General features: G+C 71.7%; 16 protein-coding genes. 12 read left to right on the top strand and 4 right to left on the bottom strand.

All coding sequences use genetic code 11. From position 1 onward, the window contains the following. Positions 1–40: 40 nt before the first annotated feature. Positions 41–310: a DUF7533 family protein gene (locus AN233_RS12405; protein WP_058367093.1), complete on the bottom strand. Its 270-nt coding sequence runs from the start codon at positions 308–310 to the stop codon at positions 41–43. Between the two features lie 160 nt (positions 311–470). On the opposite strand from AN233_RS12405, the gene AN233_RS12400 reads away from it, so the two are divergent. Beyond that, positions 471–1,109: a riboflavin synthase gene (locus tag AN233_RS12400; RefSeq protein ID WP_058367092.1), complete on the top strand. Its 639-nt coding sequence runs from the start codon at positions 471–473 to the stop codon at positions 1,107–1,109. A 616-nt stretch (positions 1,110–1,725) separates the two neighbouring features. Here the strand turns inward: AN233_RS12400 and prf1 are convergent. Next, positions 1,726–2,976 carry a peptide chain release factor aRF-1 gene (prf1, locus tag AN233_RS12395; protein ID WP_058367091.1) on the bottom strand — a complete coding sequence of 417 codons (1,251 nt, stop codon included), beginning with the start codon at positions 2,974–2,976 and terminating at the stop codon, positions 1,726–1,728. 159 nt (positions 2,977–3,135) lie between these two features. Between prf1 and AN233_RS12390 the strand changes: the two genes are divergently transcribed. From AN233_RS12390 to AN233_RS12380, 3 genes are all read left to right on the top strand, one after another. Then, complete coding sequence (locus AN233_RS12390) at positions 3,136–3,765, top strand: protein-L-isoaspartate(D-aspartate) O-methyltransferase (protein ID WP_058367090.1); 630 nt, start codon at positions 3,136–3,138, stop codon at positions 3,763–3,765. Positions 3,766–3,882: 117 nt separating this feature from the next. Continuing rightward, the gene (locus AN233_RS12385) at positions 3,883–4,911 is read left to right on the top strand and encodes a hypothetical protein (RefSeq protein WP_058367089.1); all 1,029 of its coding nucleotides are present in this window, start codon (positions 3,883–3,885) and stop codon (positions 4,909–4,911) included. 15 nt (positions 4,912–4,926) lie between these two features. Further along, positions 4,927–5,691, top strand: a complete 765-nt coding sequence (locus AN233_RS12380; protein WP_058367088.1) for a protein-L-isoaspartate O-methyltransferase family protein — start codon at positions 4,927–4,929, stop codon at positions 5,689–5,691. Here AN233_RS12380 and AN233_RS12375 read toward each other — a convergent pair. Beyond that, on the bottom strand, positions 5,688–6,146 hold the full coding sequence (locus tag AN233_RS12375) for a DUF7382 domain-containing protein (protein ID WP_058367316.1): 459 nt from the start codon (positions 6,144–6,146) through the stop codon (positions 5,688–5,690). The two genes, AN233_RS12380 and AN233_RS12375, sit on opposite strands and share 4 nt — an antisense overlap. Before the next feature lie 202 nt (positions 6,147–6,348). Between AN233_RS12375 and AN233_RS12370 the strand changes: the two genes are divergently transcribed. From AN233_RS12370 to AN233_RS12340, 7 genes are all read left to right on the top strand, one after another. Further along, positions 6,349–7,446, top strand: coding sequence for an ATP-binding protein (locus AN233_RS12370; RefSeq protein ID WP_058367087.1), 1,098 nt, complete (start codon positions 6,349–6,351; stop codon positions 7,444–7,446). Positions 7,447–7,466: 20 nt separating this feature from the next. Beyond that, entirely contained in the window at positions 7,467–7,808 is a 342-nt protein-coding gene (locus AN233_RS12365) for a fluoride efflux transporter FluC (RefSeq protein WP_058367086.1), read from the top strand. Then, a complete protein-coding gene (locus AN233_RS12360; RefSeq protein WP_058367085.1) occupies positions 7,805–8,155 on the top strand; it encodes a fluoride efflux transporter FluC in 351 nt (116 codons plus the stop codon). The genes AN233_RS12365 and AN233_RS12360 overlap by 4 nt, the downstream gene beginning before the upstream one ends. 97 nt (positions 8,156–8,252) lie before the next feature. Beyond that, positions 8,253–8,588 (top strand): hypothetical protein, encoded by a 336-nt coding sequence (locus AN233_RS18105; protein WP_058367084.1) that lies wholly within the window; start codon positions 8,253–8,255, stop codon positions 8,586–8,588. Beyond that, entirely contained in the window at positions 8,585–9,346 is a 762-nt protein-coding gene (locus AN233_RS12350; RefSeq protein WP_058367083.1) for a M48 family metallopeptidase, read from the top strand. Before AN233_RS18105 ends, AN233_RS12350 begins: the two co-directional genes overlap by 4 nt. Positions 9,347–9,433: 87 nt before the next feature. Continuing rightward, positions 9,434–10,486 carry a type I glyceraldehyde-3-phosphate dehydrogenase gene (gap, locus tag AN233_RS12345; RefSeq protein ID WP_058367082.1) on the top strand — a complete coding sequence of 351 codons (1,053 nt, stop codon included), beginning with the start codon at positions 9,434–9,436 and terminating at the stop codon, positions 10,484–10,486. A gap of 93 nt (positions 10,487–10,579) precedes the next feature. Beyond that, positions 10,580–11,806, top strand: a complete 1,227-nt coding sequence (locus AN233_RS12340; RefSeq protein WP_058367081.1) for a phosphoglycerate kinase — start codon at positions 10,580–10,582, stop codon at positions 11,804–11,806. 583 nt (positions 11,807–12,389) lie between these two features. Here the strand turns inward: AN233_RS12340 and AN233_RS12335 are convergent. Next, positions 12,390–12,956, bottom strand: coding sequence for a GNAT family N-acetyltransferase (locus AN233_RS12335; protein WP_058367080.1), 567 nt, complete (start codon positions 12,954–12,956; stop codon positions 12,390–12,392). A 166-nt stretch (positions 12,957–13,122) separates the two neighbouring features. On the opposite strand from AN233_RS12335, the gene AN233_RS12330 reads away from it, so the two are divergent. Continuing rightward, positions 13,123–13,632: a metallophosphoesterase gene (locus AN233_RS12330; RefSeq protein ID WP_058367079.1), complete on the top strand. Its 510-nt coding sequence runs from the start codon at positions 13,123–13,125 to the stop codon at positions 13,630–13,632. Positions 13,633–13,682: the final 50 nt, after the last annotated feature.

Here is a 13,682-nt window from a genome sequence, read left to right as displayed (position 1 = left end):
GCGCGAGCGCACGCGTTTCGGCCGCTTACGTTTCGACCGCCTACTTTTCGACCGGATCGGACCCCGGCTCCGCCTCGTCGGCGTCGCTCCGGAACCGAGCGGGCAACAGCCCGGCCAGCAGCCCGCGGGCGATCCTCGCGGGGTCGAAGAAGAACTGCGGCAGCACCACCATCGCCACGGCGACGACGACCATCGCCGTGCCGAGTGCGGTCTCGCCCGCGAGCAGCCGCATCAGGCCGTAGTTACCGACCGGGAGCGCGAACGCCAGCGACGCCGCCAGCCCGAGCATGTCCAGCAGGCCGAACTTCATCGCTCACCCGTAGCCGGGCGACTCCTAAAAGGGTCGCGACGGCGGGCCGGAGGGTGGAGACGGTCGCTCGCGGAGGCGGCCGCGGTTCCGTCTCCCGTCCCGCCACCGTTCCAGATCTGCACACGACAACGGTTTTGTCGCGGCCGCCAAACCCTCGGACATGTTCACCGGCATCGTCGAGACGACGGGCGAGATCGTGGGACGAGAGGCGACCGACGACGGCGTGCGGCTGGCGGTCGCCGCGCCCGGTCTCGACGACCTCCACCACGGCCAGTCGATCAGCGTCTCCGGCGTCTGCCTGACGGTCGAGGCGTTCGGCGCGGATGTCGACGGTTCGGACGCCGCGACCGACGACGACCGCGACCGCTTCGAGGTGTTCCTCGCGGCCGAGACGGTCGCGAAGACGTACCTCGGCGACCTCCGACCGGGCGACCGCGTCAACGTCGAGCGCGCGATGCCCGCCGACGGTCGGTTCGACGGCCACCTCGTGCAAGGGCACGTCGACGCGGTCGCGACCGTCGAGGCGGTCGAGTCGGTCGGCGAGGACTGGCGACTCACCGTCTCGATCCCGGAAGGGCTCGGGCAGTACCTGGTCCAGAAGGGGTCGGTGACGCTCGACGGCATCTCGCTGACCGTGGCGGAGCGGCGCGCGGACGCCGTCGAGGTGGCGATCATCCCCACGACCTACGAGGTGACGACGCTCTCCGAGAAGGAGCCCGGCGATCCGCTCCACTTGGAGGTCGACGTGATCGCGAAGTACGTAGAGAACATGGTCGAGGGATACGCGGCAGACAGGTAGTGCTCCACGGCCGTTTTTGGGACCGTCAGAAGGAGTGGTGACTGGGGCGATCGGATCGGGTGGTGCGTATCCGGTTCGAACGTTCCAGCCGGCTCGACCGGCCGCGTACCGGCAGACGGTCCGGGCTGCCTGCAGTCGCGGGCTGCCGGGCTGCGACTGCCGTCGTCCCGCTCGGCAGGCTCGCGGGACCCTCGCTGCGCGCTCGCGCCTCTCAGGCTGGCGAGACAACCCGCGTCTCGCCGCTCTCCAGCGTGCAGTGGCGCGCCGAAAATCGGAGATTTTCGAGCCGCCGTTCGCTCCGCACCGCGCTCACGGCGACGCTGGAGACACCGCCCGGCGCGAGTGCTTACGTCGTCGGGGCCGGATCGAGCCGACTGCCCCTTTCAGTCCCACCCACCGCAACCGCACCGCGACCACACTGCCCAGCAGCCTCACCCCTCCCCAGCCTCGGCCGCGGGCGGGGCGCGGTAACCGCAATGCACCGCATCGCGCCCCGCCCGCGACCTCCCTCGCGCGCGTTCCTCGCGCGCGCCGACCGCCGAGATCTCTGAGCGGACAGCCGTAGCGGAACTCTCGAGAAATTCGTGGCTTGTGAAGCCGGGAGGGAGAAACGGAGTTAGACGCCCGTCGAGTAGCGCAGGATGCCGGCGATGCCGCCGAAGGCGTCGAGCAGCTGCTCGCCCTTCTCGAAGTCCGTCGAGATGAACGTCGTCTCGGTGCCGCGCTGGTCCGCGATGTTCATCAGGTGCTCGATGACGTCCTCGCGCTCCTGCACCTCGGCGTCCTCGCGGCACTCCGAACACTCGTGGTCCGGCGTGGAGTGGCGGGCGTCGACCACCTCGTACTCCTCGTGGCCGTTGGGGCACTCGTAGACCACCACGTCCGAGCGGAGGTCCTCGGAGATCAGGAGGGTGTCGACCGAGCCCATGATCAGGTTCCGGCGGGTCTGCTCGAAGCCGTAGGTGGCCTCCTCGCCCGTGTGGAGGTTCTCGAAGAACGTCTCCATCAGGCGCTTGTCCTGCATGATCTCCTGGTCGGCCAGCGCCTCCTGTCCGGCATCGACCAGGTCCTTCAACCCGGACTCGTCGGTGTAGGCCACGTCGAACTTGCCGATGACCTTGTCCTGCAGTTCGTGGTGGAGGTAGTCGCCGTCGAGGAACTCGTCCTTCGTCGGCGAGGGACCGCCCACGAGGATGCCGTCGAGCTCGTGACGCTCGGGGACGAACAGGTCGTTGGCCATCCCGGCGACCTCCTGGTAGAAGTTGTCGATGGCCTCCAGCCGCAGGCGGGCGAACCGCTGTGCTGACTGCCCGCCTTTCCGCTGCTTGCCGGGCACCAGCGATGAGGCGGACTTGACGGGCTCGATGCGCTTGCCCTTCAGCCAGCCGACGTTGGCCTCGCGGCGGTCGAGCACGATGAGCCCGAACAGCCCCTGGTCGGTGAGCATGTGCTCCAGCGGCTCGGTGAGGAAGTGCGAGTCGCAGTGGTAGCGGAACGACTCGATGGGCTGGGGTGGCGACTCCAGGGTCTTGGTCACCATCTCCGTCTGCCCGCCGCCGGAGTCGATGGCGCCCGAGAAGATGACCATCCCGTTGTCCGGCGGGAAGGTGTCGTAGTAGCGGAGCCGGTCCTTGATCGACGTGAGCGCGTCCTGGACGTTGGTCCGCGTCTGCTTGGACTTGATGTTGGCCGCTTCGCTGTGCTCCTGGGTGACGTGAGCGACGACATCGGAGACCTGCTTGTCCTCGGGGATGTAGATGCTGACGAGCTGGGTCCCGGAGCCCTCGTACTCCGTGAGCTCCTCGATGACCTTGCGGAACTCGTACTTCCGCCGGTCCTCGTTCGCCTGCTCTGCTTGCTCGCTCATTACCGGTAACTCGCCGCGCTGGGGGTAAGTATGCTTTGACCCGCCTGCTCGCCCGCGTCGCGGCGTGTGGCGCGTTCTCGGGCTCAAAGCACCTCGACCAGCGATTTCCCCGGTCCCCCGGCCACAGCGTTCACGTCGATTCCCGTGGTACCTCGACACATGGACTACGAAGCGGCTCGCGAGTCGCTTGCGGAGCGAATCGCGACCGGGAGGGATCTCGACCAGCGCGTGATCGACGCGATCGCCGCCGTTCCGCGTCACGAGTTCGTCCCCGAGCGCGAGCGCGACCGCGCCTACACCGACCGTCCGGTGCCGATCGGTCACGGGCAGACGGCGAGCGCCCCGAGCGTCGTCGCGCTGATGACCGACCTGCTCGACCTCTCGCCCGACGACCGCGTGCTGGAGATCGGCACCGGCTGCGGCTACCACGCCGCCGTCATCGCGACGGTCCTCGGCGATGACGGCGCGGTGTACAGCGTCGAGGTAGTCGAGGAGCTCGCGGCCGACGCTCGCGACCGGCTCGACCGCCTCAGCTACGACGTGCACGTCAGACACGGCGACGGTCACGAGGGGTGGCCCGAACACGCCCCCTACGACGCCGCCTCGCTCACCTGCGCCCCGGAGACGATCCCCGACTCGGTCCTCGACCAGACCGCCGACGGCGGCCGCGTCGTCGCCCCCGTCGGCGGCCGCGGCGCCCAGCGGTTGGTCGTCGCGACCGTCACCGAGACGGGGGTCGACCGCGAGCGCCACGGCGGCGTACGCTTCGTCCCGATGGTCGAGGAGTGATGCCGGTGCGTCCGTCGTGACCGGCGCCGCCGTGGCGACCCCAGTTTCCGAAACGGTCGCCGCGACCGCCGACGACGGTGGGCGGGGCTTTTGCCCCCGCGTCCCCACCGTCCGCTCATGCCGACACGCGACGACGCCGGCCTCCCGACGGAGGCGCTGTTCCTGCTGTGGGCCGCCCGCGAGACCGGCGCACTCGACGCGCTCGCCGAGTCCGCGGGGACCCCGGCCGCGCTGGCGACGGAGACGGACCTCACGGCTGACGCCGCGGAGACCGTCGTCCGCTCGCTCGCGGAGTTGGGCTTCCTCGAACGCGTCGGCGGGGAGTACGAGCCGACGAACCGCATGCTCGGATTTCTCGCCAAGCGCGACCCGCGCTCGACCGGCCGCGTCCCCCACGCGCTCGACCGGATCGACGCGCTGACCGCGCTCCCCGCGGTGCTGACCGGCGACGGCGCGTCGCGGCCGGACGAGCACCGGACCGCGAACCGCCTCGGTGCCGCGGCCGCGGCGGACGAAGCGGCCGTTCGCGCCCGCGTGACCGCCGCCCTCCGGGAGGTCCCGAACGCGGAGGCCGTGCTCGCGGTCGACCTCCTCGACCCCGAGGCCGGCGTTGCCCCGGGGCCAGGCGTCGCCGCCGATGCCCGGGAGTTCGCCGCCCGCGATCGGACGGTCACCTACCTCGCGGACGCCGCCGCGGTCGACGCGGCGGGGCCGATGCTGTCGGCCGCGGGCGTGGAGCCGGTTTCGGGCGCGAAACCGGTCGGGGAGACGGCCGCCGATGCGACCGAGCGCTATGACCTCGTGTACGCGGTCGACCGATGCAGAGCCGTTTCTTCCGACGCGGCGAGGGCCTTCGTCGCGGACGCCGCCGACCTGATCGGTCCCGGCGGCGCGGTCGTCCTCCTCGAACGCGTCCGCGACCGACTCTCGCCCGAAGAGGCGGTCGCCGCAGACGTGCGCGCGCTCGCGATCGGAACTGGGGGTGGCACCGGTTCGGGGGGCGAGGCCGCCGGCGCCCACGCGAGCGACGACTACCGCGCGTGGGGCGAGTCCGCCGGACTGCCGACGGAACTCGTCGCCGTCCCCGGGTCCGACCACACCGCGGTCGTCTATCGGCGTCCCGAGCGCACGGTTCAAGAGGACTGAGTCCCGAGGGCGAGTATGGACGAGGCGGCGCTCCGGGTCGACATGATCGAGCGACTCGAACACGACATCGGCGAGTCGCTCGGCGAGCGCGTGCTGAGCGCGCTCGGCGCGGTCCCCCGCGAGACGTTCGTCTCCTCGTCGCCGTACGGCGCCGACGCCTCCCAGGAGGAGGGAACGCGCGCGCTGGCCCCGGCGACGGTCGCCCGGATGCTCACCGCCCTCGACGCGCGAGAGGGCGACGAGACGCTGATCGTCGGCGCCGGGGTGGGATACACCGCGGCCGCGCTGGCGGAGATCGTCGGTTCCCGACACGTCCACGCGGTCGACGTGGACCGCGACGCCGTCCACCTCGCGCGCTCGAACCTCGCGGACGCCGGCTACGACGCCGTGCTGGTGGATCGCCGAAACGGCGTCGAGGGGCTCCCCGAGTACGCGCCCTTCGACCGAGTGCTGCTGGAGGCGGCCGTCGTGCGCCCTCCGCGGGCGCTGATCGACCAGCTCTCCGCCGACGGACGGATCGTCTACCCGAAGGGGACCGGCGTGCAGACCGTCGTCGCGGCGGAACCGACCGTCGCCGACCGCGAGGAGCGGGGCCCGGACGACTTCGCGGTCGTCGAGGAGGCCGGCCCCGCTCGGCTCCACGCGATGCTCGCGGAGGGCGAACGCGGCGGGGTCGAGCGCAACCGAACCCGTCGCGAAGACGCCGAGCGCGCCGATCAGGGGCACTTCGCCCGCGCCGGCTGGGAGCAGGACTGGATCGACTGGGACCGGCAGGGTTAGTCCTCGACTACCAGCACCGCGGTGTTCTCTCGGTCGTCCGCGTAGTCGCTCCCGGCGGGCGGTTTGATCGTGATACGGAGCGTGCCGTCCGGCTGGTTCGGACCGAGCGAGGGGTCGACCGAGAGCGTGGCCATCCCGTCCGCGTCGGTCGTCGCGGTCGCCACCCCGTCGAGCCGCGCGCTCCCGGCTCGGACGATCACGGTCGCATCCGCGACGCGGGAACCGTCGGGGTCGACGACCGCCACGTCGAGGTCCTGTTGGCCGGGCGTCGTCACCTCCGGTTCCGGCTGAGCGTCCAGTTCGGTCACGGCCAACCCCTGGATCCCGCTCACCATCGAGAGCATGACGCTCAGGCTGGCGACGCCGACGACGAGCGCGATGACCAGTCTGACGGGAAGTCCCTCAATGGCGCGCTCGTCGCGACGGAGCTCACAGAAGGGGTGACAGACGCAGATGCCCCGCTCGCAGGCGCCGCGGTCGTGGCGGGTACGGCCGATGGCGGATTCCCCGGCGGTGTCGTTCTCGTGCAACGGGGCTGGATCGTCGGCACGCTCGTCGCCGCTGGGGGACGTGTCGGGCATGGCCCCGAATCGCCCCGGTATCGCACTTGAACCCACGCGCCGACCCTTATGAACGATGCCGCGTGAATCTCCCGCGATGCACGTGCTCGGACGCGACGCGCCGGCGGACGCGGGACCGGTCGCCGAGGTCGGGCGGTTCCTCGCACGCGACGGGAGCGAGGGTGCGCCGGTCGGTTTCGACATCGATCGTCCGCACGTGGGCGTAGTGGTCGGCAAGCGCGGAACGGGGAAGTCCCACACGCTGGGCGTGCTCGCTGAGGAACTCGCGAGTGCCGCTGGCGTCGCGCCGGTCGTCGTCGACCCGATGGACGTTTTTCGCGGGCTCAGCGATGCCGGCGGCCGCGTGGTCGAACCGCACGTGCGCCCCGACGCGCTCCCTCCGTCCGTCTGGCCGGAGCTGCTCGGGCTTGACCCTGAGTCTCCGGCGGGGAGCCTGCTCTGGCGGAGCGTCGCCGAGGCAGGCGAGGGGGAAGGGGACGCGACCGCGCTCGCGGACATCCGGAACAAGCTCGGCGCGGCCGATGCGCCCGCGAGCGCGCGCCGGGCGGCGGACAACGCCCTCCGGTTGGCCGAGTCGTGGGGCGTGTTCGCGGCGGACGCGCCGCACCCGGCCGCGTTCGCGGACGGCGACCCCACCGTGCTCGACTGCGCCGCCCTCCCGACGGCTGCGCGCGGGGCAGTGGTGCGGGCGGTCGCCCGCGGGCTCTACGAGGCCCGCGTCTCCGACGCCGGCGGGGGCTGTCGGCGGCTTCCGTGGCTGCTCGTCGACGAGGCGCACGCGCTGTTCGGCGGCGTCGCCGACCCCGCCCTGCGGACGCTTCTGACCAGAGGCCGCGCGCCCGGCGTCTCGCTGGTCTGTGCCACGCAACGCCCGGGCGCGCTCCCCGATGTCGCCGTCTCGCAGGCCGACCTGCTGATCGCACACCGTCTGACCGACGAGCGGGACGTGGCGGCGCTGCGGGCGGCCCAGCCCTCGTACCTCGGCGCCGACCTCGCGGCCGCGCTCCCGACCGGCACCGGCGACGCGCTGGTCGTCGACGACGCGACGGAGGTGAGCCACACGATCCGAGTCCGCGAACGTGAGACGCCACACGGCGGGGGGAGTCCCCGGGCGAGCGCGGTCGGGGGCAGTCCCCAGCGCGAATCCCGCCCCCACACCGGACCAGAAAAGTAGGCGACCGCCGAATCGGGTGCATGGACCGGAGCGCGAGCGACGTCGGGCTGGTCGCGCTCGGCGGGTTCCTCGGCGCGACTGGCCGATACGGCGTCGACCTCGCGGTCGGCGGCGTCGCGGGAACGTTCGCTGTCAACGTCGCCGGCGCGTTCCTGCTCGGCCTGTTCGTGGCCAGCGTGACCGACCGGCGCGTCCGCCTGCTGTTCGGGACCGGACTGCTGTCGTCGTTCACCACCTACAGCACGTTCGCGCACGACGCGGTGACGCTCGGAACGGCCGCGGGCGCCGGCTACGTCGCGGCGACGTACGCGGTCGGGTTTGCGGCGGCGGGCGCGGGGCTCGCGCTCGGGGGGCGACGATGACCGCCGTCGACCTGCTGCTGGTCGGCATCGGGGGCGCCTGCGGCGCCGTCGGGAGACACGCCGTCGGGCGGGCGCTGTCCGGTCGGCGCTCGCTGATCGCGGTCAACGTCGCCGGGAGCCTGCTGCTCGGTGCGGTGTTGGCCGCGCCGCTGTCGCCCTCGGCGATGCGGTTCGCGGGCGTCGGGTTCTGCGGCGCGTTCACGACCTTTTCCTCCGTGGCGGTGGAGGTCGCGACGCTGACGGACGAGGGTCGTTCCGGGGCGGCCGCGGCGCTGGCCGGCGGAACGTTCATCGCGGCGCTCTCGGCGGTTCTCCTCGGTGCGGCCGCCGTCGAGGCGGCGTGGTGACCGGGGCCGTCGCGGGTCGCGCCGCAACCGGTGCGGTCCGACCGCAACCGGACGAACCGAGCGACAGGTACACGTTCCGGCCGCCCGAAGGACGGCCGTGACCGACGCTTCAGACACGCCGGTCGGCGGCGAGCCGGGGGACGGCGGATCGGCCGACGGACCGAACCTGGAGGGGGACGACGCCGAGGCGCGTCCGACCGAGCCGGTCGAGCGCGAGGAGCTCTCGCTCGACGACCTGACGCTTCCCCAGCGCGTGTTCGTCGCCGCGGTGCAGAACCCGACGCGGGGCGTGTTCGTCGCGTTCCTGCTGGCGTTCGCGTTCTCCTTTTACATCGCGCTCTGGCTCGCGTTCCCCCGGTTCGCGGCGCTCGGGTCCGCGGCGACCGCGGTCGCCGCCGTCGCGATCGGCGGCGTGCTCTACCTGCTGCGATGAGCGGGGGCAGAAACGGTCCGGAATCGTCGAACGACCGCGAGACGGTCCTTCGCGGGGAGCGCGTCGCCTACGGGATCCGCGAGAGTACGCGTGCCTCGCGGCCGCGGATCGACGTGCGACCGGCCGGCGTGACGGTCGTGATTCCGAAGGCCGACCGCCACCGGGTCGACCCCGACGAAGTGTTGGCCGGCCACGCCGAGTGGGTGCTCGAAAAGCGGATGGCGATGGCCGCGCGCCGCGAGCGAGCGCCCGACCGCGCGTACGGGCCCGGCGCGACGTGGCCGGTCCTCGGCGCCGAGCGCGAGGTCGTCGTGGAGCGCCGCCGCTCCTCGACGGTCGACCGCGACGCGGACCGGATCCGGCTCGCGCGGAGCCACGTCGACCGGACCTCCCATAAGCGCGCGCTGGAGTACTGCTTCCGCGAGACCGCTCGCGCGGAGTTCGAGCACCGGGTCGACGCCCTCGCGCCCGAGATGGGGGTCGCCGACGCGGTCGGCGGCATGGAGGTCCGCAACCAGCGGACGCGGTGGGGAAGCTGCTCGAGCAACGGAACGCTCAGCCTCAACTGGCGGCTGCTGCTGGCGCCGCCCGCGGTGCTGCGGTACGTCCTCGTCCACGAGCTCGCACATCTGCGGAAACGGGACCATTCCGACGCGTTCTGGCGGATCGTCGCGGCACACGACACGGAGTGGGAACGGCACCGGGACTGGCTCCGCGAGCACGCCGACGAGCTGATCTTCGACGAAACGGACCTGTGAGCCGGGGCGGTCCGACGGGGACCGCGGTACTGCGGTCGTCTCGGAGACTCAAGCGGATTTAAGTGGATCCGGGCGTACTATTCGGATATGAGTAAATCCTACCTCGCCGCGGACGCGGACGTCGCGGACGACGAGGTCGTCCGTGTCGGGCTCAACGGGTTCGGCCGCATCGGTCGGAACGTGTTCCGCGCCGTGCTGGAGAACCCCCGGGTCGAGCTGGCGGGCATCAACGACGTGATGGACTTCGAGGACATGGAGTACCTCGGCAAGTACGACACCGTCATGGGCCGGCTGGACGGGCTGGAGCGCGACGGCGACGAGCTCGTCGTCGGCGACACGTCCGTCCCGCTGTTCAACGTGCAGGACCCCGCCGACCTGCCGTGGGACGACCTCGACGTGGACGTTGCACTGGAGTGTACCGGCGTCTTCCGCACGAAGGACGACGCGAGCGCACACCTCGAGGGCGGCGCCGACACGGTCATCATCTCCGCGCCGCCGAAGGGTGAGGAGCCGGTCAAGCAGTTGGTGTACGGCGTCAACCACGACGAGTACGACGGGGAGACGGTCATCTCCAACGCCTCCTGTACGACCAACTCCATCACGCCGGTCGCGAAGGTGCTCGATGAGGAGTTCGGCATCGAGTCCGGGACGCTCACCACGGTCCACGCGTACACCGGCTCGCAGAGCCTCGTCGACGGGCCGATGGCCAAGACGCGCCGCGGTCGCGCGGCCGCCGAGAACATCGTCCCGACCTCCACGGGCGCCGCGAACGCCGCCACCGAGATCCTCCCGCAGCTCGACGGGAAGATCGACGGGATGGCGATCCGCGTCCCGGTTCCGAACGGCTCCCTGACGGAGTTCGTCGTCAGCCTCGACCAGGCGGAGATCACCGCCGAGGAGATCAACGAAGCATTCCGCGACGCCGCCGACTCGGGACCGCTGGCGGGCGTGCTCGGCTACACGGACGACGAGGTCGTCTCCCGCGACATCCTCGGGCTCCCGTTCTCCTCGTACGTCGACCTGAACTCCACGAACGTCGTCGCCGGCGGCGACCTGGTGAAGATCCTCACCTGGTACGACAACGAGTTCGGCTTCTCGAACCGGATGCTCGACATGGCGGCGTACGTCCACGACGCCTGATCCGGGACCCGTTCCGGCCCGTTCGCGGACCGCCGGCCGCACCGCTTGCACGTATCGCCCACCGCTAAGTGACCGCCCTTCGATTCTCGATCCATGACCGCTTCCACCTTCAGAACCCTCGACGACCTGCCCGACGACTCGCGCGTGCTCGTCCGCCTCGACCTCAACTCCCCCATCGAGGACGGCGACCCGCAGGACAACCGCCGCTTCGAGCGCCACGCCGAGACCGTCCGCGAACTCGCGGCCGCCGGCCACCGCGTCGTCTGTCTGGCCCATCAGGGCCGCCCCGGCCGCGACGACTTCGTCTCGCTCGCGGGCCACGCCGACCTCCTCGCGAACCACGTCGGCCGCGACGTGGCGTTCGTCGCCGACACCCACGGCCCCGCCGCACAGGAGGCCATCGAGGCCCTCGACGCCGGCGAGATCCTCCTGCTGGAGAACACCCGGATGTGCGAGGACGAACTCCCGGAGGCCGACCCCGAGGAGAAGGCGGCGACCGAGTACGTCGAGGCGCTCGCGCCGCTGTTCGACGCCTACGTCAACGACGCCTACTCGGCGGCCCACCGGAAGCACGCCTCGCTCGTGGGGTTCCCGCTCGCGCTGCCGGCCTACGCCGGCCGCGTGATGGAGGCCGAGTACGAGGCCAACACCGCCATCGCGCGCAAGTCGTTCGACGGCCCCGTCACGATGGTCGTCGGCGGGACGAAGGCGACGGACGTGATCGGCGTAATGGACGCGCTCGGCGACACGGTCGACCGCTTCCTACTGGGCGGCGTCGCCGGCGAGCTGTTCCTCCGCGCGGCCGGCCACCCCGTCGGCTCGGACCTGCCGGGGATGGACCTGTTCGACGAGCAGTGGGAGCGGAACCGCGAGACCATCGAGCGCGTGCTCGACGAGCGGGGCGAGTCGATTCGTCTCGCCACCGACCTCGCGTACGAGGGCGCGGACGGCGACCGCGCCGAGGTCATGGTCGACGACATCGAGGAGAAGGAGACGGCGTATCTCGACGTGGGGTCCGCGACGGTTGAGGCGTACGCCCCCCTGATCCGCGAGTCCGACGCCGTCTTCGTGAAAGGCGCGCTCGGCGTCTTCGAGGACGAGCGCTTCGCGACGGGAACGGTCGGCGTCCTGGAGGCCATCGCCGAGACGGACTGCTTCTCCGTCGTCGGCGGCGGTGACACTTCCCGCGCCATCGAGATGTACGGCCTCGACGAGGACGACTTCTCGCACGTCTCCATCGCCGGCGGCGCGTACATCCGCGCGCTCACCGGCGAGTCGCTGCCTGCAGTCGAACTGCTGCAGGAACGGGCGGACGCGTAGCCTGAGATCCGGCCGATCAGGCGGTCGGCGCGCGCGAGGAACGCGCGCGAGGGAGGCGGTGGCGCGGCCGCCTGCTGTGCGGTGCGGTTCGCGGCCGCGCCACCACCGAGGCTGGGGAGGTGTGAGGCTGCGGTGCGGTTGCGGTGCTGTGCGGGGCGGTTGCGGTGCTGTGCGGGGTGGGACTGAAAGGGGCAGCCGGCTCGATCCGGCCCCGGCGCCTCAAGCACCGCAGCGGGCTGTGCGGAGAGCGAGGAGCGCAGAGTGTGTCGCGGCCGGTCGAGCCGGCTGGGGCTTTCTGGGTGCTGCTGTCCAGCGTAGCAGGATCTGCAACAGATCTAGATCAGTAGCAGGGAGAGCCGGCTGGGGCTTTCTGGGTGCTGCTGTCCAGCGTAGCAGGATCTGCAACAGATCTAGATCAGTAGCAGGGAGAGCCGGCTGGGGCTTTCTGGGTGGTCCTGTTCAGAGCAGGCGGATCGGCGACGGAACACGTTCTGTCTGAGGGAGCGTTCGAACCGGGCGATGCTCGCGCGATCGGCCGTCTCCGCCACCAGACCTCAGAAATCCCGAGACCGTCCGCGGAGCACTACGAGTCGCCCGCGAGCGGCAGGCGCATCCAGAGGTCGCCGCGCTCCCCCTCGACGGTCTCGAAGCCGAGGCCGCGGTACACCGAGAGCGCGGCCCGGTTGCGGCGCTCGACGGTGAGGACGACCGCGTCCCGGTCGGTGGCGGCGGCGCGGGCGACGATATGGCGGCACAGCTCCGTCCCGAGTCCGCGGTCCTGATACGCGGGGTGGACGAACACCGCGAGCTCCGGCTCGTCGGCGTCGGTCGGCGTCAGCGTGGCGTGACCGACGACCCCGGCCTCCCCCTCCGCGACGACGTTCCAGCCGCGCTCGAAGAGGTCGTCGAGCCAGCGCACCGTCCGCGACTCGGTGACCGGCGGGAGCCCCTGCGCGCGGTCGGCGGTCCCGAAGTCGGCGTACATCGCCGCGAGCGCGTCACGGTCGTCGCCGTCCGCGGCCCGGATCCGCCATCGGACGCCGAGCTTGTCGACGAACCGTGGACCGCGCGGCGAGGGGGCGGGAGCGGGCGACCGCTCCGCCGTGGGGTCTGCCGACCGGTCCGCCGTGGAGGTGGGCGTCGTGGTCATGGCTCGTCTCAGTCTACGCCGAGCCGGCGCTTAAACCGGGACGCGGGCTCCCAGCGAACGGGAACGCGGCGCGGAGCGACCACGAGCGCGCACGTCGGACGCCGGCGTCCCTCCGAACGCCGGCGTTCGGCCGACACTTTTGTCGGCCGCCCGCGAACCGCCGCGCATGAAGATCGGTATCGTCTCCGACACGCACGACGACCTGGACGCCGTCGCAGCCGCGGTCGACCTGTTCGAACGGGAGGACGTCGACGCCGTCGTCCACTGCGGCGACTTCGTGGCCCCCTTCTCGGTCGCCCCGTTCGAGGGCGACTGGGCGTTCCACGCCGTCCGCGGCAACAACGACGGCGAGTGGGCCGTCGAGTCGACCGTCGAGGCGTTCGGCGAGTACCACGGCGAGGCGGCCGAACTCGACTTCGGCGGGCGCTCCGTCGCGGTCTACCACGGCACGAGCGGGACGCTCGTCGACGCGCTGGTCGACTGCGGCGACCACGACTTCGTCTGTCACGGACACACGCACGCGCACGGCGTTGAGGAGCGCGGCGGGACGGTCCGCATCAACCCCGGCGGGCTCCCCATCCCGGTCGCGGGCGCGGACGACGCCTTCCGGATCGCGACGATCGACACCGACCGCGAGGGCGCCGACGCGGTGACCCACCACGTGCTGGACCGCTGAATCGGGACGCGGGACGACGAACCGGACCGTCGACGCGGCGCGGCCGCTGG

The organism is Haloparvum sedimenti, assembly GCF_001462205.1.
GTDB lineage: Archaea > Halobacteriota > Halobacteria > Halobacteriales > Haloferacaceae > Haloparvum > Haloparvum sedimenti.
This window is presented reverse-complemented; position numbering and strand designations above follow the sequence as displayed.